At 66.4% G+C, this 16,883-nt stretch carries 22 protein-coding genes; 17 read left to right on the top strand and 5 right to left on the bottom strand.

Features of this window, described 5'->3' with window-relative positions:
• Nucleotides 1-30: 30 nt before the first annotated feature.
• From sucD to sucC, 3 genes are read right to left on the bottom strand one after another with little or no spacing between them, the layout of a single operon-like run.
• Nucleotides 31-918, bottom strand: coding sequence for a succinate--CoA ligase subunit alpha (gene sucD / locus BW990_RS09550; RefSeq protein ID WP_076447550.1), 888 nt, complete (start codon nucleotides 916-918; stop codon nucleotides 31-33).
• Nucleotides 919-970: 52 nt separating this feature from the next.
• Nucleotides 971-1,270 (bottom strand): hypothetical protein, encoded by a 300-nt coding sequence (locus BW990_RS09545; RefSeq protein ID WP_234990205.1) that lies wholly within the window; start codon nucleotides 1,268-1,270, stop codon nucleotides 971-973.
• Nucleotides 1,267-2,460: an ADP-forming succinate--CoA ligase subunit beta gene (sucC, locus tag BW990_RS09540; protein WP_076447547.1), complete on the bottom strand. Its 1,194-nt coding sequence runs from the start codon at nucleotides 2,458-2,460 to the stop codon at nucleotides 1,267-1,269. The genes BW990_RS09545 and sucC overlap by 4 nt, the downstream gene beginning before the upstream one ends.
• 312 nt (nucleotides 2,461-2,772) lie before the next feature.
• Between sucC and BW990_RS09535 the strand changes: the two genes are divergently transcribed.
• Together BW990_RS09535 and BW990_RS09530 are read left to right on the top strand one after the other, a co-directional pair.
• Nucleotides 2,773-3,801 carry a glycosyltransferase family 2 protein gene (locus BW990_RS09535; RefSeq protein WP_083950538.1) on the top strand — a complete coding sequence of 343 codons (1,029 nt, stop codon included), beginning with the start codon at nucleotides 2,773-2,775 and terminating at the stop codon, nucleotides 3,799-3,801.
• 2 nt (nucleotides 3,802-3,803) lie between these two features.
• Complete coding sequence (locus tag BW990_RS09530) at nucleotides 3,804-4,811, top strand: glycosyltransferase family 2 protein (RefSeq protein ID WP_076447541.1); 1,008 nt, start codon at nucleotides 3,804-3,806, stop codon at nucleotides 4,809-4,811.
• 3 nt (nucleotides 4,812-4,814) lie between these two features.
• Here the strand turns inward: BW990_RS09530 and mdh are convergent, their stop codons facing one another.
• Nucleotides 4,815-5,777, bottom strand: a complete 963-nt coding sequence (gene mdh / locus BW990_RS09525) for a malate dehydrogenase (RefSeq protein WP_076447538.1) — start codon at nucleotides 5,775-5,777, stop codon at nucleotides 4,815-4,817.
• A gap of 170 nt (nucleotides 5,778-5,947) precedes the next feature.
• On the opposite strand from mdh, the gene BW990_RS09520 reads away from it, so the two are divergent.
• Entirely contained in the window at nucleotides 5,948-6,700 is a 753-nt protein-coding gene (locus tag BW990_RS09520; protein ID WP_076447535.1) for a sulfite exporter TauE/SafE family protein, read from the top strand.
• 15 nt (nucleotides 6,701-6,715) lie between these two features.
• Here BW990_RS09520 and BW990_RS09515 read toward each other — a convergent pair whose 3' ends face one another.
• Nucleotides 6,716-7,024, bottom strand: a complete 309-nt coding sequence (locus BW990_RS09515; protein WP_076447532.1) for a hypothetical protein — start codon at nucleotides 7,022-7,024, stop codon at nucleotides 6,716-6,718.
• Nucleotides 7,025-7,224: 200 nt separating this feature from the next.
• On the opposite strand from BW990_RS09515, the gene BW990_RS09510 reads away from it, so the two are divergent.
• The 14 genes from BW990_RS09510 to BW990_RS09450 all read left to right on the top strand — a co-directional run bounded on the left by BW990_RS09510 (nucleotide 7,225) and on the right by BW990_RS09450 (nucleotide 16,690).
• Nucleotides 7,225-8,076, top strand: a complete 852-nt coding sequence (locus tag BW990_RS09510) for an HpcH/HpaI aldolase/citrate lyase family protein (RefSeq protein WP_076447530.1) — start codon at nucleotides 7,225-7,227, stop codon at nucleotides 8,074-8,076.
• A 5-nt stretch (nucleotides 8,077-8,081) separates the two neighbouring features.
• Nucleotides 8,082-8,627: an NnrU family protein gene (locus BW990_RS09505; RefSeq protein WP_076447527.1), complete on the top strand. Its 546-nt coding sequence runs from the start codon at nucleotides 8,082-8,084 to the stop codon at nucleotides 8,625-8,627.
• A gap of 19 nt (nucleotides 8,628-8,646) precedes the next feature.
• Nucleotides 8,647-8,850 carry a DUF1737 domain-containing protein gene (locus BW990_RS09500; RefSeq protein WP_076447524.1) on the top strand — a complete coding sequence of 68 codons (204 nt, stop codon included), beginning with the start codon at nucleotides 8,647-8,649 and terminating at the stop codon, nucleotides 8,848-8,850.
• The gene (locus BW990_RS09495; RefSeq protein WP_234990204.1) at nucleotides 8,847-9,905 is read left to right on the top strand and encodes a MaoC family dehydratase; all 1,059 of its coding nucleotides are present in this window, start codon (nucleotides 8,847-8,849) and stop codon (nucleotides 9,903-9,905) included. The genes BW990_RS09500 and BW990_RS09495 overlap by 4 nt, the downstream gene beginning before the upstream one ends.
• Nucleotides 9,906-9,964: 59 nt before the next feature.
• Nucleotides 9,965-10,723: a DUF4344 domain-containing metallopeptidase gene (locus BW990_RS22090; RefSeq protein ID WP_076447522.1), complete on the top strand. Its 759-nt coding sequence runs from the start codon at nucleotides 9,965-9,967 to the stop codon at nucleotides 10,721-10,723.
• A gap of 225 nt (nucleotides 10,724-10,948) precedes the next feature.
• Complete coding sequence (gene sdhC, locus BW990_RS09485; protein WP_076447521.1) at nucleotides 10,949-11,332, top strand: succinate dehydrogenase, cytochrome b556 subunit; 384 nt, start codon at nucleotides 10,949-10,951, stop codon at nucleotides 11,330-11,332.
• A 13-nt stretch (nucleotides 11,333-11,345) separates the two neighbouring features.
• Entirely contained in the window at nucleotides 11,346-11,717 is a 372-nt protein-coding gene (sdhD, locus tag BW990_RS09480; protein WP_076447520.1) for a succinate dehydrogenase, hydrophobic membrane anchor protein, read from the top strand.
• Between the two features lie 23 nt (nucleotides 11,718-11,740).
• On the top strand, nucleotides 11,741-13,546 hold the full coding sequence (sdhA, locus tag BW990_RS09475) for a succinate dehydrogenase flavoprotein subunit (RefSeq protein ID WP_076447519.1): 1,806 nt from the start codon (nucleotides 11,741-11,743) through the stop codon (nucleotides 13,544-13,546).
• On the top strand, nucleotides 13,546-14,001 hold the full coding sequence (locus BW990_RS09470) for a hypothetical protein (RefSeq protein ID WP_076447518.1): 456 nt from the start codon (nucleotides 13,546-13,548) through the stop codon (nucleotides 13,999-14,001). The genes sdhA and BW990_RS09470 overlap by 1 nt, the downstream gene beginning before the upstream one ends.
• Nucleotides 13,989-14,324 carry a hypothetical protein gene (locus BW990_RS09465; protein ID WP_234990203.1) on the top strand — a complete coding sequence of 112 codons (336 nt, stop codon included), beginning with the start codon at nucleotides 13,989-13,991 and terminating at the stop codon, nucleotides 14,322-14,324. Before BW990_RS09470 ends, BW990_RS09465 begins: the two co-directional genes overlap by 13 nt.
• 3 nt (nucleotides 14,325-14,327) lie before the next feature.
• Complete coding sequence (locus BW990_RS09460) at nucleotides 14,328-15,167, top strand: hypothetical protein (RefSeq protein ID WP_076447516.1); 840 nt, start codon at nucleotides 14,328-14,330, stop codon at nucleotides 15,165-15,167.
• A gap of 94 nt (nucleotides 15,168-15,261) precedes the next feature.
• Entirely contained in the window at nucleotides 15,262-16,041 is a 780-nt protein-coding gene (locus BW990_RS09455) for a succinate dehydrogenase iron-sulfur subunit (RefSeq protein WP_076447515.1), read from the top strand.
• Between the two features lie 192 nt (nucleotides 16,042-16,233).
• Nucleotides 16,234-16,398, top strand: coding sequence for a hypothetical protein (locus BW990_RS21795; protein WP_159441621.1), 165 nt, complete (start codon nucleotides 16,234-16,236; stop codon nucleotides 16,396-16,398).
• A 97-nt stretch (nucleotides 16,399-16,495) separates the two neighbouring features.
• The gene (locus BW990_RS09450; RefSeq protein WP_076447512.1) at nucleotides 16,496-16,690 is read left to right on the top strand and encodes a hypothetical protein; all 195 of its coding nucleotides are present in this window, start codon (nucleotides 16,496-16,498) and stop codon (nucleotides 16,688-16,690) included.
• Nucleotides 16,691-16,883 lie beyond the last annotated feature (193 nt).

Raw genomic sequence — 16,883 nt, 5'->3', positions numbered from 1 at the left:
AATGCCGCGGGCCCCGAGGGGCCGGGGCGCTCAGCCCTTGTCGATCGCCGCGACCACCGCTTCTCCCAGCGTTGCGGGGCTGTCGGCCACCACGATGCCCGCCTTGTTCATCGCTTCGATCTTGTCCTCGGCGCCGCCCTTGCCACCGGCGACGATGGCGCCCGCATGGCCCATGCGGCGGCCCGGAGGCGCCGTGCGGCCCGCGATGAAGCCCGCGGTGGGCTTCCAGCGGCCCTTCTTCTTCTCGTCCGCCAGGAACTGCGCCGCGTCCTCTTCGGCGGAGCCGCCGATCTCGCCGATCATGATGATCGCCTCGGTCTCGTCATCGGCCAGGAACCACTCGAGCACGTCGATATGCTCGGTCCCCTTGATCGGGTCGCCGCCGATGCCGACGCAGGTCGACTGGCCGAGGCCCACATCGGTGGTCTGCTTGACCGCCTCGTAGGTCAGGGTGCCGGAGCGCGACACGACGCCCACCTTGCCGCGCTTGTGGATGTGGCCCGGCATAATGCCGATCTTGCAGGCATCCGGCGTGATGACACCGGGGCAGTTCGGCCCGATCAGCTTCGACTTCGAGCCTTCGAGCGCGCGCTTGACCTTCATCATGTCGAGGACCGGAATGCCTTCGGTGATGCAGACGATCAGCTCCATCTCGGCGTCGATCGCCTCGAGGATCGAATCCGCGGCGAAGGGCGGCGGCACGTAGATGACGCTCGCATTGGCCTCGGTCGCGTGCTTGGCCTCGTGCACGGAGTTGAAGACCGGCAGGTCGAGATGGGTCTGCCCGCCTTTGCCCGGCGTCACGCCGCCCACCATCTTGGTGCCGTAGGCAATCGCCTGTTCCGAATGGAAGGTGCCCTGCGAACCGGTGAAGCCCTGGCAGATCACCTTGGTGTTTTCGTCGATAAGAACGGCCATCGTTCAATCTTCCTTCATGTTTGCCGTGCGGCCCTCGGCCCCGGCATGCCGATCAGTAATCGGCGGTGTCATCTTCCACGAGTTCGTCGAGCGCCCGGATCGCCACCAAAGCGGCACCCATCAGGATCATCGTCCGACCAAGTGATTTCGTGAGGTTGCGGGGCACGAAGCCTGCGATCCCGTCCCGTGCGGCCCGCGCGGCATCCTTGCCGCTGCGGATGTTGCGCAGGTCGGGGCGTTCGGCCGGTTCCGGCAGGCGCAGCGCGTCGGGCTCGACACGGCGCGCCGCCAGTCCCAGACCGATCAGGCCGAGCCCGATCAGGAAGGGCGTATGATCCGCCTTCCGGCTCACCCCTTGACCGCTTTCACGATCTTCTCCGCGCCGTCCTTGAGGTCGTCCGCGGCGATCACATCGAGGCCGGAAGTGTTGATGATTTCCTTGCCCTTTTCGACATTCGTGCCTTCGAGACGCACCACCAGCGGCACCTTGAGGCCCACTTCCTTGACCGCGGCCACCACGCCCTCGGCGATCACGTCGCAGCGCATGATGCCGCCGAAGATGTTCACCAGGATGCCTTTGACGTTCGGGTCCGAGGTGATGATCTTGAACGCCTCGGTGACCTTCTCCTTTGTGGCGCCGCCGCCCACGTCGAGGAAGTTGGCGGGCTCGGCACCATAGAGCTTGATGATGTCCATCGTCGCCATGGCAAGGCCTGCGCCGTTGACCATGCAGCCGATCTCGCCGTCGAGCGCGATGTAGTTCAGATCGTACTTGGAGGCTTCGAGTTCCTTCGAATCCTCCTCGGTCTCGTCGCGCAGTTCGGCGATGTCGGGCTGGCGATAAAGCGCGTTGCTGTCGAAGCTGACCTTGGCGTCGAGCACCTTCAGATCGCCGCTGGTCATGACGATCAGCGGATTGATCTCGAGCATTTCCATGTCGCGCTCGATGAAGGCGGTGTAGAGCTGGCCCATCAGCTTGACGCATTGCTTGACCTGCCCGCCCGTGAGCCCGAGGGCAAACGCGATGCGGCGGCCGTGGAACGCCTGGTAGCCGGTGGCCGGATCGACGCTGAAGGACAGGATCTTGTCGGGCGTGGAGGCCGCGACCTCCTCGATATCCATGCCGCCCTCGGTCGAACAGACGAAGGACACGCGGCTCGAGCCGCGATCCACGAGCAGCGCGAGGTACAATTCGCGCTCGATGTCCGAGCCGTCCTCGATATAAATGCGGTTGACCTGCTTGCCCGCAGGGCCGGTCTGGTGCGTGACCAGCGTCTTGCCGAGCATCTTCTTGGCTTCGTCCGCGGCCTCTTCGACCGACTTCGCCAGCCGCACGCCGCCTTTTTCGCCCGCATCGGCTTCCTTGAAGCTGCCCTTGCCGCGTCCGCCCGCGTGGATTTGCGCCTTGACCACCCAGAGCGGTCCGTCGAGGTTGGCGGCTTCGGTCTTGGCATCCGCCGCGCGCAGCACCACCCGGCCATCCGAGACCGGCGCGCCGTAGCTGCGCAGAAGCGCCTTGGCCTGATACTCGTGGATATTCATGTCATCCGTCCCGTTCTGCTTTGTTTGGCCCAGCTATAAAGCGTGTTGCCGCCGGATTTGCAGCGAAAACCGATGAGTCCACCGCTAACAGGGCGAAAAAGCGACATTTGTGATCACAGTATATTTTGCTGTGATCACATGATTGGGGCGTTCCGGCCGTCTTGAGCCGATGCATCGCGGGAATCCCTGTCATGGTCGGCGACGGTGCGGTCCTGCATCACCGGCGCCGAAAGCGGCGCAGCGGTTTTGACAGCTGCGGCGCCGGTGACTTACCGTTCGCGAAACAACAAGAACCCAGACAGGTTTCGAGCGATGCCCCCAACCCCTCCGCCCTGCGCGGTGGCTCCCGGCGCGACCGGGCCGCGCTGGAGCGTGGTCGCCACGGTGCGGGAACCCGCAGCGCTGCTGCAGGCCTTCGCGGCGCATCACCTCGCGCTCGGGGCGTTGCATGTCCATCTCTATCTCGACGCGCCCAATCCCGATCTGCGCGCGGCCATCGGTGGCGACCCGCGCGTGCGCCTGATCGATTGCGACGCCGATTTCTACGACGCGCTGGGGCGTCGGTTTCCCAAATGGATCAATCGGCGGCAGATCATCAACGCCAACCATGCCGAGACGCAAAGCGCCGCGGACTGGCTGTTCCATCTCGACGCGGACGAGTTCCTGGCGGAGGACCCGGCGCCCGAGCTTTCTGCCGCGCCGCCGGACGCGCTCGGCTTCTGGGTGCCCAACGGTGAGCGCGTCTTCCTGCACGCGACGCCTCCGGAGACCATCTTCGACGGCGCCCTGGCGCTGCCCCTGACCAATATTCGCCGCCTCGACCGGGTGCGCGGGCCGGATATGTCGGCGCTGACCCGCTTCGGCCTTCTGGCCCATGACATGGGCAAGGGCGCGCTTCGGGTGGGCCATGCGGTCGGCGCGGGGATCCACCGTCCGCGCGTCGGGCCCGATGCGACCCATGTCGCGCAGGACCTGCGGATCAGCCATTTCGACGGGATGACGCGGCTGCACTGGGCGCTGAAGCTGCAGCGCCACGCGCAGAACGGTATCGCCTCCAAGCCGGGGCGCACGCATGTCGGCTACCGGGATCGCCAGATCGCGCTCGCCGCCGAAAGCGGCGGCGACCTTGCGCCGATCTTCACGCTGCATGACCGGTTGCGCGTTTTGCCGCCCCGGATCGCGCGGCAACTGACCCGTCTCGGCAAGCTGGTGCCGACGGGCGTGGACGCCGCCGCCGCCATCGCCCAGGTCTTCCCCGGCCGCGCCGTGGACCTGTCGATCGCCGCCTTCGATGCGGCGCTCGGCGCCACAGAGGCCGCGCCCGTCGCGCGGCAGGCCTGAACATGCGCTGGGGCGTCGTCACCACCGTCGCGGAGCCGCCCGCGCTGCTGGCCGCGTTCGTGGCGCATTACGCGCAGTTGGGGGCCGGGGCGATCCGGCTCTATTTCGACCGGCCCGATCCGGAGGCCGCGGCGCTGATCGCGCAGGTTACGGGGGTCGAGGTGATCGACGCCGATGCCGCCTTCTACAGCGAGGAACTGGGCCTGCGGGGCAAGCCCGCGCAGCTCAACCGCAAGCAGCGGTTCAACGCAGATCACGCGATGCGGACGATGGAGGTGGACTGGCTGCTGCACGTGGATGCGGACGAATTCCTCGCGGCAGAGGATTTCGCGGCGGAGCTTGCGGCGCAGCCTCCCGATGTCGACAGCCTGCACATCGCCAATGGCGAACGGGCCTGGATCGCCGGGCAAGCACCGCAGACGATCTTCGACGGGGTGCTGCGCTGGCCGGTCGCGGGCCCGCGGCGGCGCATTCGGCGCATCCTCGGCGCGGAGGTCGCGGAGTTCACCGATCGCGGCTTCTGCGGGCATCTCTGGGGCAAGAGCGTCACGCGCACTGGGCGCGGTCTGAAACTCGGGCTGCACAAGCCGCGCCGGGACCCGCCTGCACACCAGGTCGCTGCCAAAGCCGCCAAGCTCTGCCATTTCGACGGGCTGACGCGCCGGCACTGGGTGGCGAAGCTGATGCGCTATGCCGAGCTTGGCATGTATGCCGAACCGAAGGGGCCGCATCGCTGCCGGCATGCGCAGGTGGCGCATGTGAAGAATGCGGGCTCCGATCCCGCGGCGGCCTTCGCGCTGCACGACATGATCCGCGTGATCCCCGAAGACGTGGCCGAAGGCTGGCGCGAGGCCGGTCTGATCGAAGCCATGCCCTGCGATCCGGCCGGGGCCGCGCGGGCCCTGTTCGGCGACGCGGTCGATCTCTCGCCCGAGGCCTTCGATGCCGTCCTTTCACAAAAAGAAACGCGCGCCCCGGGGGACGCGCGTCTCATCGCAGATCCGTCGTGACGGTCAGGCGAGGCTTTCGTCGATCCCCTTGCAGGCATCCACAAGGCCCTTCACCGCGTTGACCGAGCTGTCGAACATGGCCTTCTCGTCCTTGTTCATCTCGATCTCGACGATGCGCTCGACACCACCCGCGCCGATCACCGTGGGAACACCCACATACATATCCTTGAGGCCGAAGGCGCCGTCGCAATAGGCCGCGCAGGGCAGGACGCGCTTCTGATCCTTGAGATAGGCCTCGGCCATCTCGATCGCGGAGGTGGCGGGCGCGTAGAAGGCCGAACCGGTCTTCAGAAGGCCCACGATCTCGGCGCCGCCGTCGCGGGTGCGCTGGACGATCGCGTCGAGCTTCTCCTGCGTGGTCCAGCCCATCTTGACGAGGTCGGGCAGGGGCACGCCGGCGACGGTCGAGTAGCGGGTCAGCGGGACCATCGTGTCGCCGTGACCACCCAGAACGAAGGCGGTGACGTCCTTCATCGAGACGCCGAATTCCAGCGACAGGAAGTGCCGGAAGCGCGCCGAATCGAGTACGCCCGCCATGCCGCAGACTTTCTCGTGCGGCAGTCCGGAAAACTCGCGCAGCGCCCAGACCATCGCGTCGAGCGGGTTGGTGATGCAGATCACGAAGGCGTCGGGAGCGTTGTCGCGGATGCCCTCGCCCACGGATTTCATGACCTTGAGGTTGATGCCCAGAAGGTCGTCGCGGCTCATGCCCGGCTTGCGCGGCACGCCGGCGGTCACGATGCAGACATCGGCCCCGGCGATATCGGCGTAATCCTGCGTGCCCTTGAGCGCGGCGTCGAACCCTTCCGACGGGCCGGATTCCGCGATGTCGAGCGCCTTGCCCTCGGGCGTGCCCTCGGCGATGTCGAACAGAACGACGTCGCCCAATTCCTTCAGCGCGACGAGATGGGCGAGCGTGCCGCCGATCTGCCCTGCGCCGATCAGCGCGATCTTGGGTCTGGCCATGGATTTCTACTCCGGTTCGGTCAAAATTCGTTTGCTGGCGTAAGCAATCGCGCGGCCTCGCGCAAGCCCGCCGCGTCGCAGCACGACGAAAGGACGGTGCAAGAACGCCCTGTCGCAGCCCCGTGCGAGCGGCTAAGCCTGCGGGGAACGCGACAAATCCGGGATCCCTCATGGAGCTTCTGAGCTGGCCCATCTTCGCCATCTGCGTGCCCGCGGTGATCTTCGCGGGCGTCTCGAAGGGCGGTTTCGGATCGGGCGCGGCCTTCGCGGCGGCGTCGATTCTGGCGATCGTGCTCGATCCGGGCACGGCGCTGGGGATCATGTTGCCGATCCTGATGCTGATCGACGTGGCCTCGATGCCGGCCTATTGGCGGCAATGGTCCTGGCCCGAGGCGCGGCTGCTGATCTATGCGGGGCTTCCGGGCGGCGCCTTGGGCGCGCTCTTCTATGGTCTGACCAGCCCCGACGCGATCCGCCTCGTCATCGGGCTGGTCTGCCTGTCCTTCATCGCCTGGCAGCTGGGGCAGAAGACGAACCTCATCCGGATCGAGCGCGAGATGGGCACCAAGACGGGTGTGGTGGCCGGGCTCGCCGCGGGGTTCACCAGTTTCGTCAGCCATGCGGGCGGGCCGGTCGCGGCGGTGTACCTGCTGGGCCGGGGCCTGTCGAAGACCGCCTACCAGGCGACCACGGTGCTGGTCTTCTGGGCGCTCAACCTTTCCAAGGTCGGCATGTACGGCGCGATGGGGCTGCTGTCGCGGGACGGGCTCATCCTCGCGGCCCTGCTGGTGCCCTTCGCGCTTCTGGGCACGTGGATCGGCGTCAAGGCGCACCGGATCGTGCCGGAGCGCGTCTTCTTCGGCATCACCTACGTCCTGCTGGCGGTCACCGGATCGAAGCTGATCATGGATGCGCTGGGCTGAGGCCTTCGTCCGGCATCACGCCGGGCGGCCCGGTGGCACGACCATCAGCGTCTCGAAATCGGTGCCGCTGGCCAGCAGGCAACTGATCCCGTCGGCGCGGGTCATCAGCACCGTCCAGGTGCCGTTTTCATCCGAAGCGAAGACCTCAATCACCTGGTTGTTGGCGGCAAGGCCCACCGATTGCGGCGCCTCGCCATAACGCTTGGCGAGCTTCTCGATGATGACGTCGCGCGGGGCGCAAGCCTTGCGCGCCTCTGCCTGGGTCGGCAGCCCGAGCATGAGAGCTGTGGCGAGACAGGAAAGAACGAGACTGATCTGGCGCATGGTGACCCCGCAAGGCGTGACGGTGCCCGCGACGGGGCGATGCAGAAAGACTGCCGCAAGGCCCCTCAAGATCGGGTTAACGGGCCGCCCGGCGCGGGCGTTCTCTGCGCTGCGGCATTTTTTCCTTGAATGTTTCGCACAAAACTGGTGGGTCTGAGCGCAACAATATTTCGCAAACGACCATCCGAGGACGCCGCCTCATGCTGACCCGCCCCTTCCGCTCCGTGCTCTACATCCCCGGCTCGAAGCCCCGCGCAATCGAGAAGGCGCGCGGCCTGCCCGTGGACGCGATCATCTTCGACCTCGAGGACGCGGTCTCTCCCGAGGAGAAGGCCGCGGCGCGCGACACCCTTGCCGACGAGTTGGCAAAGGGCGGATTCGGCTCGCGTTTCAAGCTGGTGCGGATCAACGGGCTCGAGACGGAATGGGGCGCCGACGACGCCCGGGCCGCGGCCACGATGCAGACGGATGCGGTGCTGGTCCCGAAGGTCGAAAGCGCGAGCTATCTCAGCGAAGTCGCGGCGCTGACCGACGAGGCGCGGCTCTGGGCGATGATGGAGACGCCGCGCGGCATCCTGCACGCGGCCTCCATCGCGGCCTACCCGCTGCTGGACGGCTTCGTCATGGGCACGAACGATCTGGCCAAGGAATTGCGCTCGCGGACCACGCCCGACCGGCTGGCCATGCTGCCCGCGCTCGGTCACTGCCTGCTGGCCGCGCGCGCCGAGGGCATCGCCATCGTCGACGGGGTCTACAACGCCTTCAAGGATGACGAGGGGCTGGCCGCCGAATGCCGTCAGGGCCGCGATATGGGCTTTGATGGCAAGACCTTGATCCACCCCGCGCAGGTCGCGATCGCCAACGCCGAATTCGGCCCCTCCGAGGCCGATCTGGACCTCGCCCGCCGACAGATCGAGGCCTACGAGGCCGCCAAGGCCGGCGGGCAGGGCGTTGCTGTGGTCGATGGCCGGATCGTCGAGAATCTGCACGTAGACACGGCGCGCAGCTTGCTGGCACAAGCGGAGGCAATCGAGGCCATCGCGAAAGGATAACGCCCATGCTTCTGCTGATCTTCGGACTTGCGCTCTGGGTTCTGGCCCATCTCTTCAAACGGCTCGCGCCCGAGGCGCGCGAAAACCTCGGCAATGCAGGCAAGGGCGTGGTGGCCGTGGTCGTCCTCGCCGGTCTGGCCGCGATGATCTTCGGCTACCGCGCAGCACCCTACGTGGCGGTCTGGACGCCGCCCTCCTTCACCTATCACATCAACAACCTGCTGATGCTGGGCGCGGTCTTCCTCTACGGGATGAGCGCCACGACCGGCCGCCTGCGCGGCGCGATGCGGCACCCGCAGCTGACCGCGGTCATCGTCTGGGCGGTCGCGCACCTTCTGGTCAACGGCGATCTCGCCTCGCTGATCCTGTTCGGCGGCCTGCTGCTCTGGGCCGTGGCCGAGATCGTGATGATCAACCGCTCCAGCACCTGGGATCGTCCGGCGCCCGGCCCTGCGAAGAAGGACGTGGTGCTCGTCGTCATCACCATCGTGATGTACGGCGTGATCACCGGCATCCATGCCTGGCTTGGCGTCTGGCCCTTCCCGTCGTGATGCAAACGGAGATCCCGACATGAAACTCTACCGCATGCTGACCGAGGACGACACGTCGGCCTTCTGCCACAAGGTCTCCGAAGCGCTGTCCAAGGGCTGGGAGCTTTACGGCGACCCGGTCTACGCCTTCGACGCGGCCAACGGCGTGATGCGCTGCGGCCAGGCCGTGGTGAAAGAGGTCGAGGGCACGTACAGCCCCGACATGAAGCTCGGAGCACAATGATGAGAGACGAGATGGCCCGCCCGCCCAAGACCAATGCCGGATATTTCTTCGAGGATTACCGCGTCGGCCAGGTGATCGATCACGCGGTGCCCCGCACCCTCGGGCCGGGCGAGCGGGCGCTCTATCACGCGCTCTACCCGGCGCGGCACGCGCTTTATTCGTCGAATGCCTTCGCCGAGGCCTGCGGGCTGGACGAAAGCCCGCTCGACGATCTGGCGGCCTTCCACGTCGTGTTCGGCAAGACCGTGCCCGATGTGTCGCTGAACGCGGTCGCCAATCTCGGCTATGCCGAGGGCCGTTGGCTGCAGCCGGTCTATCCCGGCACGACGCTGCGGTCGCGGTCCGAGGTCATCGGGCTCAAGCAGAACTCGAACGGCAAGTCGGGCGTCGTCTACGTGCGCAGCCGGGGCTTCGATCAGCAGGGCAACGTGGTGATGGAGTTCTGCCGCTGGGTGATGGTCCGCAAGCGCGACCTGGACGCCCCCGCCCCCGAGACCGTGCTGCCGGAGCTGAAGACCGTGCTGGAGCCCGGCGATCTGGCGATCCCGGCAGGGCTCGACTTCACCGGCTACGATTTCACCCTCGCGGGCGAGCCGCATCGTCTGGGCGATTATGCGGTGGGCGAAGTGATCGACCATGTGGACGGCGTGACCATCGAGGAGGCCGAGCACATGATGGCCACGCGCCTCTGGCAGAACACCGCCAAGGTGCATTTCGACGCCACCTTCCGCGAGGACGGCAAGCGTCTGATCTATGGCGGGCACGTGATCTCGATGGCGCGCGCGCTCTCCTTCAACGGGCTGGCCAATGCGCAGATGATCGTCGGTCTGAACGCGGGCGCGCATGCCAATCCGTGTTTCGCGGGCGACACGATCCGCGCCTGGTCCGAGGTTCTGGACGTGGCCGAGACGGACCGCCCGGGCGTCGGCGCGATCCGGCTGCGGCTGGTGGCGACGAAGGACGGGCAGGCGGCGGGCGACTTGCGCGGGCCGGACGGGAAGTACCTGCCGGGCGTGCTGCTCGACCTCGATTACTGGGCGCTGATGCCGGTCTGAGGTCCCAAAGCGGGGCGGTTCGTGGCAAGCTGCCTGCAGATGTTCCAAGGGAGCTGCCGATGATCCGATCCGTCCTGATCGCACCGCTTGTCTGTGCGGGCCTTCTCGCGCCGCTCGCCACACCGGCGGCCGCGCAGGACCGCACCGCCGAGGATATCTTCGTCGAGGCGAACCTGCTGTCGGTCTTCTATCACGAGATGGGGCACGCGCTGATCGACGTGATGCGCCTGCCGGTCTTCGGCCAGGAGGAGGATGCCGCGGACGTGGCCTCCGTCCTGCTGATCGACGCGATCTTCGATGCCGAGTCGGCGCTCGATCTCGCCTACGATTCTTCGCTCGGCTTCGCGGCCGAGGCGATGTGGGAAGAAGAAATGCGCCTCGAGCCCGCCTTCTGGGGCGTGCACGGCTCAAGCGAACAGCGCTTCTACAACACCGTCTGCCTGTTCTACGGCGCCGATCCGGAGGGCCGCGACGATTTCGCCGCCGACATGGACCTGCCCGAGGCGCGGGCGGAGACCTGCGAGGAGGAATACATCCTCGCCGAGGAAAGCTGGGGCCCGGTTCTGGACGAGCTCTTCGGCGCAGAAGGCCCCGAGATGGACTTGCAGATCCTGGGCGGCAGCGACCTCATCATTGCGCTCATGGCGGAAGAGGTCGCCTATCTCAACGACACGATGCGCCTGCCCGAGCCGGTCACCGTATCGGTCGAGGAATGCGGCGAGATCAACGCCTTCTACATCCCCGACGACCAAGTTATCCTGATGTGCACCGAGTATGAGGATTACTTGCGCGAGCTCTTCCGCCTGAGCGAGGGCTGAGCGCGGGGCGGGGGCGCGCGGTCTCGGGCGAGCCGGTTCAGTCCTGCAGCGAGTCGCCCTGAACCGTTAGCGCCGAAGGTGTGATCACGTCGCTCAAACGTGTGATCACATTGCGCACAAACGACGACGGATCCGCGGCAAAGCGGCCCATTTCGCGGTCTCTCCCCGTGACAGCGGCGGAAAATCGGTTAGAACCTCGCACAAGGGAACCGAAAGGATTTTTCCATGGCAGACGTCAACCGGGGCAACCGCCCCCTTTCGCCGCATCTGCAGGTCTACCGCCCGCAGCTGACCTCCATGACATCGATCCTCACGCGGATCACCGGCAACGCGCTGATCGTGGCGATGTTCATGATCGTCTGGTGGTTCATCGCCGCCGCGTCCGGGCCAGACTATTTCGCGCTCGCCAATGGTTTCGTGACCAGCTGGTTCGGCGATCTGGTGCTGTTCCTGTCGCTCTGGGCGCTGTGGTATCACACGCTCGCCGGTGTGCGGCACCTGATCTGGGATTACGCCATCGGCCTAGAGATCGAGGTGGCCGAAAAGCTTGGCTGGGGCGTGATCGGCGGGTCGATCCTGCTGACCATCCTGACCGTCATCATCATCTGAAGGGGGCCGGGACATGGCATTTCTGACCGACCGCAAGCGCGCCGACCGCTGGGGCAGCGCAAAATCCGGGACCGAGCATTTCTGGCGCATGAAGGTCCAGTCTGTGGGCCTTCTGTTCCTGATCCCGCTTTTCGTCTTCACCTTCGGCCCGATCTTGGGCGGCACCTACGAAGAGGTGACCGCCTATTTCGCCCGGCCGTTCCCCGCCATCGTGGCGGGGCTGACGATCCTCGTGAGCTGCATCCACTTCAAGGACGGCTTCACCACGCTGATCGAGGATTACGTCCACGGCGTCTGGGAGAAGATCCTGATCCTCGGCATGACCTGCCTGATGTACGCGCTCGCCGCGACCGGCCTCTTCGCCGTCGCGCGCCTGGCGTTGTGAGATAATTCGGAGCGATACGCGACATGGCTGAATACGAATACGAAACGCACGACTATGACGTCGTGGTCGTCGGCGCGGGCGGCTCCGGCCTCCGCGCGACCCTCGGCATGGCCGAGCAGGGCCTCAGAACCGCCTGCGTAACCAAGGTGTTCCCGACCCGCTCGCACACCGTGGCCGCTCAGGGCGGCATCGCGGCGTCCCTGTCGAACATGGGCCCGGATCACTGGCAGTGGCACATGTACGACACGGTGAAGGGCTCGGACTGGCTGGGCGATACCGACGCCATGGAATACCTCGCCCGCCACGCGCCCGAGGCGGTCTACGAGCTTGAGCATTACGGCGTGCCGTTCTCGCGCACCGAGGAAGGCAAGATCTACCAGCGTCCCTTCGGCGGCCACACCACCGAGTTCGGCGAAGGCCCCCCGGTGCAGCGGACCTGTGCCGCCGCCGACCGCACGGGCCACGCGATCCTGCACACGCTCTACGGTCAGTCGCTCAAGAACAACGCCGAGTTCTACATCGAGTATTTCGCCATAGACCTGCTGATGGACGATGACGGCGCCTGCACGGGTGTCGTCTGCTGGAAACTCGACGACGGCACGATGCATGTCTTCAACGCGAAGATGGTCGTGCTCGCGACCGGCGGCTATGGCCGGGCCTATTTCAGCGCAACCTCGGCGCATACCTGCACCGGCGACGGCGGCGGCATGGTGGCGCGCGCGGGCCTGCCGCTGCAGGACATGGAATTCGTGCAGTTCCACCCGACCGGCATCTACGGCGCGGGCTGCCTGATCACCGAGGGCGCACGCGGCGAAGGCGGGTATCTCACCAATTCCGAGGGCGAGCGGTTCATGGAGCGCTACGCGCCCAACTACAAGGACCTCGCGCCCCGCGACTACGTCTCGCGCTGCATGACGATGGAGGTCCGCGAGGGCCGCGGCGTCGGCAAGGACGGCGATCACATCCACCTCAACCTGTCGCACCTGCCGAAAGAGGCGCTGCATCTGCGCCTGCCGGGCATCTCCGAATCCGCGCGCATCTTCGCGGGTGTCGACGTCACGAAAGAGCCGATCCCGGTCATCCCCACCGTGCATTACAACATGGGCGGCATCCCGACGAATTACTGGGGCGAGGTTTTGAACCCCACCAAGGACGAGCCCAACCGCGTCGTGCCGGGCCTCATGGCCGTCGGCGAGGCGGGCTGCGCCTCGGTTCACGGGGCGAACCGCCTGGGCTCGAACTCGCTCATCGACCTCGTCGTCTTCGGGCGCGCTGCGGCGATCCGCGCGGGCAAGGTCGTGGACCGCGAGGCCGCGACGCGGGCCGTCAACAAGGGCCAGGTGGACAAGGCGCTCGACCGCTTCGACGCGCTGCGGCACGCCGATGGCGGCACGCCCACCGCCGAGCTGCGCCTCGAGATGCAGAAGACCATGCAGGCCGATGCCGCCGTCTTCCGCACCGCCGAGACCATGAAGAAGGGCCTCGACAAGATGGTGTCGATCGCGGGCAAGGTGGATGACCTGAAGGTCACCGACCGCAGCCTCGTCTGGAACTCTGACCTCATGGAGACGCTGGAGCTGACGAACCTGATGCCGAACGCGCTGGCGACCATCGCGGGTGCGGAGGCGCGTAAGGAAAGCCGGGGCGCCCATGCCCACGAGGATCATTCCACCCGCGACGACGAGAACTGGCGCGTGCACACGATCAGCCATATCGACGGCGCGAAGATCGACCTCAGCTATCGTCCCATCGTCACCGATCCCCTGACCACCGAGGATCAGGGCGGCATCGCATTGAAGAAGATCGCGCCGAAAGAGCGGACGTTCTGATGCAGTACCTGGCGGCCCTGCTCTGCGCACCGGCCCTTCTGGCCGGCTGCGGCGATACCGGCGGCAGCAGCTCGGACCCGATGGTCGGCTGCATCGCGCAGATCCAGCCGCCAGGGACCTACGAATATGCCGCGGGCATCGCGTTGCCCGTGGCGACCCCGGGGCCGGGTGGCACCCAGGAAGGCGCAGACGCGCTCAACGCCTGCGCGCGCCAGAGGGTTCTGGGCCCCGGCGCGCTCGAGGCCTCCGTCGCAGCGGCGATGGGGCCGCAGCGCATCGGGACGCAAACGAGCGGGGGTGTCGTGCGCAGCAACTATACCTACGGCAAGCCGCCTTCTGCCGCGCTTGCGCAAATGCGTCCGGCGATGACCGCCTCTCCCAGCATCGGATCTTCCGCCACCTGTCCGGTCAATGCGCCGGTGATCTACGGGGGGGCGGCCTATTGCTTCCGCTGAGGGTTCTGCGCGGGACAAGCGTCGCGGCGGCCATGCTGGCCGTCCTGTCGGCCTGCGCGCCCGAGACGCAGGACCAGATCGCGCGGAACGCCGCGAAATCGGCGGTCAACCGCGTCGTGCTGGAGCGCTATCCGGGCTTGCCGATCGAACCGGCGATCAACTGCGTGATCGACAACGCCACCGCGCAGCAGATCTACGCGCTGGCCGCCGACAGCGTGACCGGCCCGACCGCCGCCACGGGCGAGATCGTCGCCGGCATCCTTCAGCAACCCGCGACCGTGCGCTGTCTGGCGGACAGCGCCCTCGTGCAGCTGGCGGGCTGAGCCATGGCGCTGCCGTTCCTGTCCCGCAAGCCCGCTGCCGCGCCGTGGCAGGGACCGGCGCGCGTGATCGTGCATTGCGGCTTTCGCAAGACCGGAACAACCAGCATCCAGGACTTCCTGCGGCTGAATGCCGATGCGCTGCCCGAAGGCCTCAGCGTGTCGGCCCGCGATGCGCTGACCCGGCCGTTCCGCCGCGCCGTGCAGGCGCATATCCATGCCCCCGGGCGCAGCGCGCTTTCGCGGGTGGAGGCGGAGGCCGCGGCGCTTTGTGCGCATTGGGCGCAGGACTCGGGCGAGACGGTGCTGATCTCCGACGAAAACCTCTTCGGCAAGGACATCGTCGCCGAGGATGGCCGGACCATCTTCGATCTGGCCGCCACCTACCTTCCGATCCTGGAACGCCATTTCGGCACCGGTCCGGACCTGCATTTCGTCTTCTATACCCGCGACCGCGACGCCTGGCTGAGCAGCGCCTACAACCAGGCGGTCAAGCGGCGCGGGGTCACCGCCGATGCGGACCGCTGGATCGCGGCGATCCCCGGCGAGGTCGACTGGACACCGGGCCTTGCCAAGATCCGCGCGGCGCTGTCCGCGCCGGTGCATGTCTTCGCGATGGAGGACGACCTCTCGGGCGCGGCGCCGCTTCTGGGACGGGCGCTCTTTCGTCTGGCCGGCATCGACGATGCCGCGATGGACGCGATGCCGCGCCCCGGCCGGTCGAACGAAAGCCTGAAACCCGCCGTTCTGGACTTCATGCGCAAGCTGAACGGTCTGGATATTCCCCTGGATGCCCGCCGCAAGGTCGGGCGCCTCGTGGAAGCCTCGCAGGACCTCTTCGCATGAGGACGCGGCGGATCATCACAGCCGGGCAGGCGGGTCTTTTCCCGCGCGCCCGCAAGACCTACAACCTATGTAACGCTGACATGGAGGCATTGTCGTGGTTCAACTGACACTCCCCAAGAACTCCACCATCCGCACGGGCAAGACCTGGCCGAAGCCCGAAGGGGCGAACCGGCTCAAGACCTTCAAGATCTACCGCTGGTCGCCCGATGACGGCGAGAACCCGCGCGTCGATACCTATTTCGTCGATCTCGACGATTGCGGGCCGATGATGCTGGACGCGCTCATCAAGATCAAAAACGAGATCGACCCGACGCTCACCTTCCGCCGGTCCTGCCGCGAAGGAATCTGCGGCTCCTGCGCGATGAATATTGACGGGATCAACACGCTGGCCTGCATCTACGGCATCGACGACGTGAAGGGCGACGTGAAGGTCTACCCGCTGCCGCACATGCCGGTGGTGCGCGATCTGATCCCGGATCTGACCCATTTCTACGCGCAGCACGCCTCGATCATGCCGTGGCTGGAGACCAAGACCAACACGCCCGCGAAAGAGTGGAAGCAATCCATCGAGGACCGCGAAAAGCTCGACGGGCTCTATGAATGCGTGATGTGCGCCTGCTGCTCGACCTCCTGCCCGTCCTATTGGTGGAACGGCGACCGGTATCTCGGGCCTGCAGCGCTTCTGCATGCCTATCGCTGGATCATCGACAGCCGCGACGAGGCGACGGGCGAGCGTCTCGATGACCTCGAGGATCCCTTCAAGCTCTATCGCTGCCACACGATCATGAACTGCGCTAAGACCTGCCCGAAGGGTCTGAACCCCGCCAAGGCCATCGCGCAGATCAAGAAGACGATGGTCGAGCGCGCGATCTGATCGCCTCCGGCAGGCACCGACACAGCACCGCAAAAGGGCCCCGGCTGCATCCTCAGTCCGGGGCCTTTTTGCGCCCGCATTCCGCCATGCAATGGGATCAAACCGCCATGCAGGTGCTGCGTATACTCTCGCACACAATCCTTCCCATATTCTGGAGTGAGGGAGGGCAGACCAAACGGAAAGAGGTCGCCTATGACCACGTCCACATCCAGAACCGCATCCAAGATCGATGCCGCAGAGGCCCTGCGCGCCCTCGAGGACGCCTTCGCCTATTATCCCGGAAATGCGCTGCACCAGCGCCCGAGCTCCAAGGGCCGCGCTGACACGCAGGCCGCGCAACTGGCACGCTATGCCTGACACGCAGTAACCGCCATGCCGTTTGCCCCACGCCGCGTCCCGCGGTAATCGGGGGCGTCGGGGCAGACGGCACAGACGGCATAGAAAAAGGGGGCCCATGCTCGTTCCCATCGGTCTTATCATCGCGTTCATCATCGTGGCCTACGTGGCCCGGAAGGGAATGCGCGCCTGCCGCTGGCGCGAGACCCGCGACGGCACGGGGCAAAGCGACTGGCTCTGCGTACAATGCGGCGCGACGGTGAAAGGCCCCTCGGGAAAGCCGCCGGAACGCTGTCTGCGGCCCACCGGTTAGCCCGTGAAATCATTTCCAAATCCGCCGAATTCTTTTTTGAGGCGACTTGGGCGCAGGAGCATGTGCGCGCCAACGCACGCGCCTCTGTCCCAAGGGTCAGGCCCACGGTTCCGTAGCGACGGTAACGTCTCTGACAGAACTGGATGCGGCCCGCGCGGCCGGTCACGACCTGTCGCTCCTGAACATCGGCGGC

This window comes from Roseivivax lentus, assembly GCF_900156805.1.
Lineage (GTDB): Bacteria > Pseudomonadota > Alphaproteobacteria > Rhodobacterales > Rhodobacteraceae > Roseivivax > Roseivivax lentus.
Note: the sequence above shows the minus strand (reverse complement) of the source record. Positions and strands in the feature narration are given on the sequence as shown.

What these genes read in the sequence shown, in the direction of transcription:
- sucD (WP_076447550.1), bottom strand. Translation starts at nt 918, where the DNA reads ATGGCCGTTCTTATCGACGAAAACACCAAGGTGATCTGCCAGGGCTTC.
- sucC (WP_076447547.1), bottom strand. Translation starts at nt 2,460, where the DNA reads ATGAATATCCACGAGTATCAGGCCAAGGCGCTTCTGCGCAGCTACGGC.
- BW990_RS09535 (WP_083950538.1), top strand. Translation starts at nt 2,773, where the DNA reads ATGCCCCCAACCCCTCCGCCCTGCGCGGTGGCTCCCGGCGCGACCGGG.
- BW990_RS09530 (WP_076447541.1), top strand. Translation starts at nt 3,804, where the DNA reads ATGCGCTGGGGCGTCGTCACCACCGTCGCGGAGCCGCCCGCGCTGCTG.
- mdh (WP_076447538.1), bottom strand. Translation starts at nt 5,777, where the DNA reads ATGGCCAGACCCAAGATCGCGCTGATCGGCGCAGGGCAGATCGGCGGC.
- BW990_RS09520 (WP_076447535.1), top strand. Translation starts at nt 5,948, where the DNA reads ATGGAGCTTCTGAGCTGGCCCATCTTCGCCATCTGCGTGCCCGCGGTG.
- BW990_RS09515 (WP_076447532.1), bottom strand. Translation starts at nt 7,024, where the DNA reads ATGCGCCAGATCAGTCTCGTTCTTTCCTGTCTCGCCACAGCTCTCATG.
- BW990_RS09510 (WP_076447530.1), top strand. Translation starts at nt 7,225, where the DNA reads ATGCTGACCCGCCCCTTCCGCTCCGTGCTCTACATCCCCGGCTCGAAG.
- BW990_RS09505 (WP_076447527.1), top strand. Translation starts at nt 8,082, where the DNA reads ATGCTTCTGCTGATCTTCGGACTTGCGCTCTGGGTTCTGGCCCATCTC.
- BW990_RS09500 (WP_076447524.1), top strand. Translation starts at nt 8,647, where the DNA reads ATGAAACTCTACCGCATGCTGACCGAGGACGACACGTCGGCCTTCTGC.
- BW990_RS09495 (WP_234990204.1), top strand. Translation starts at nt 8,847, where the DNA reads ATGATGAGAGACGAGATGGCCCGCCCGCCCAAGACCAATGCCGGATAT.
- BW990_RS22090 (WP_076447522.1), top strand. Translation starts at nt 9,965, where the DNA reads ATGATCCGATCCGTCCTGATCGCACCGCTTGTCTGTGCGGGCCTTCTC.
- sdhC (WP_076447521.1), top strand. Translation starts at nt 10,949, where the DNA reads ATGGCAGACGTCAACCGGGGCAACCGCCCCCTTTCGCCGCATCTGCAG.
- sdhD (WP_076447520.1), top strand. Translation starts at nt 11,346, where the DNA reads ATGGCATTTCTGACCGACCGCAAGCGCGCCGACCGCTGGGGCAGCGCA.
- sdhA (WP_076447519.1), top strand. Translation starts at nt 11,741, where the DNA reads ATGGCTGAATACGAATACGAAACGCACGACTATGACGTCGTGGTCGTC.
- BW990_RS09470 (WP_076447518.1), top strand. Translation starts at nt 13,546, where the DNA reads ATGCAGTACCTGGCGGCCCTGCTCTGCGCACCGGCCCTTCTGGCCGGC.
- BW990_RS09460 (WP_076447516.1), top strand. Translation starts at nt 14,328, where the DNA reads ATGGCGCTGCCGTTCCTGTCCCGCAAGCCCGCTGCCGCGCCGTGGCAG.
- BW990_RS21795 (WP_159441621.1), top strand. Translation starts at nt 16,234, where the DNA reads ATGACCACGTCCACATCCAGAACCGCATCCAAGATCGATGCCGCAGAG.
- BW990_RS09450 (WP_076447512.1), top strand. Translation starts at nt 16,496, where the DNA reads ATGCTCGTTCCCATCGGTCTTATCATCGCGTTCATCATCGTGGCCTAC.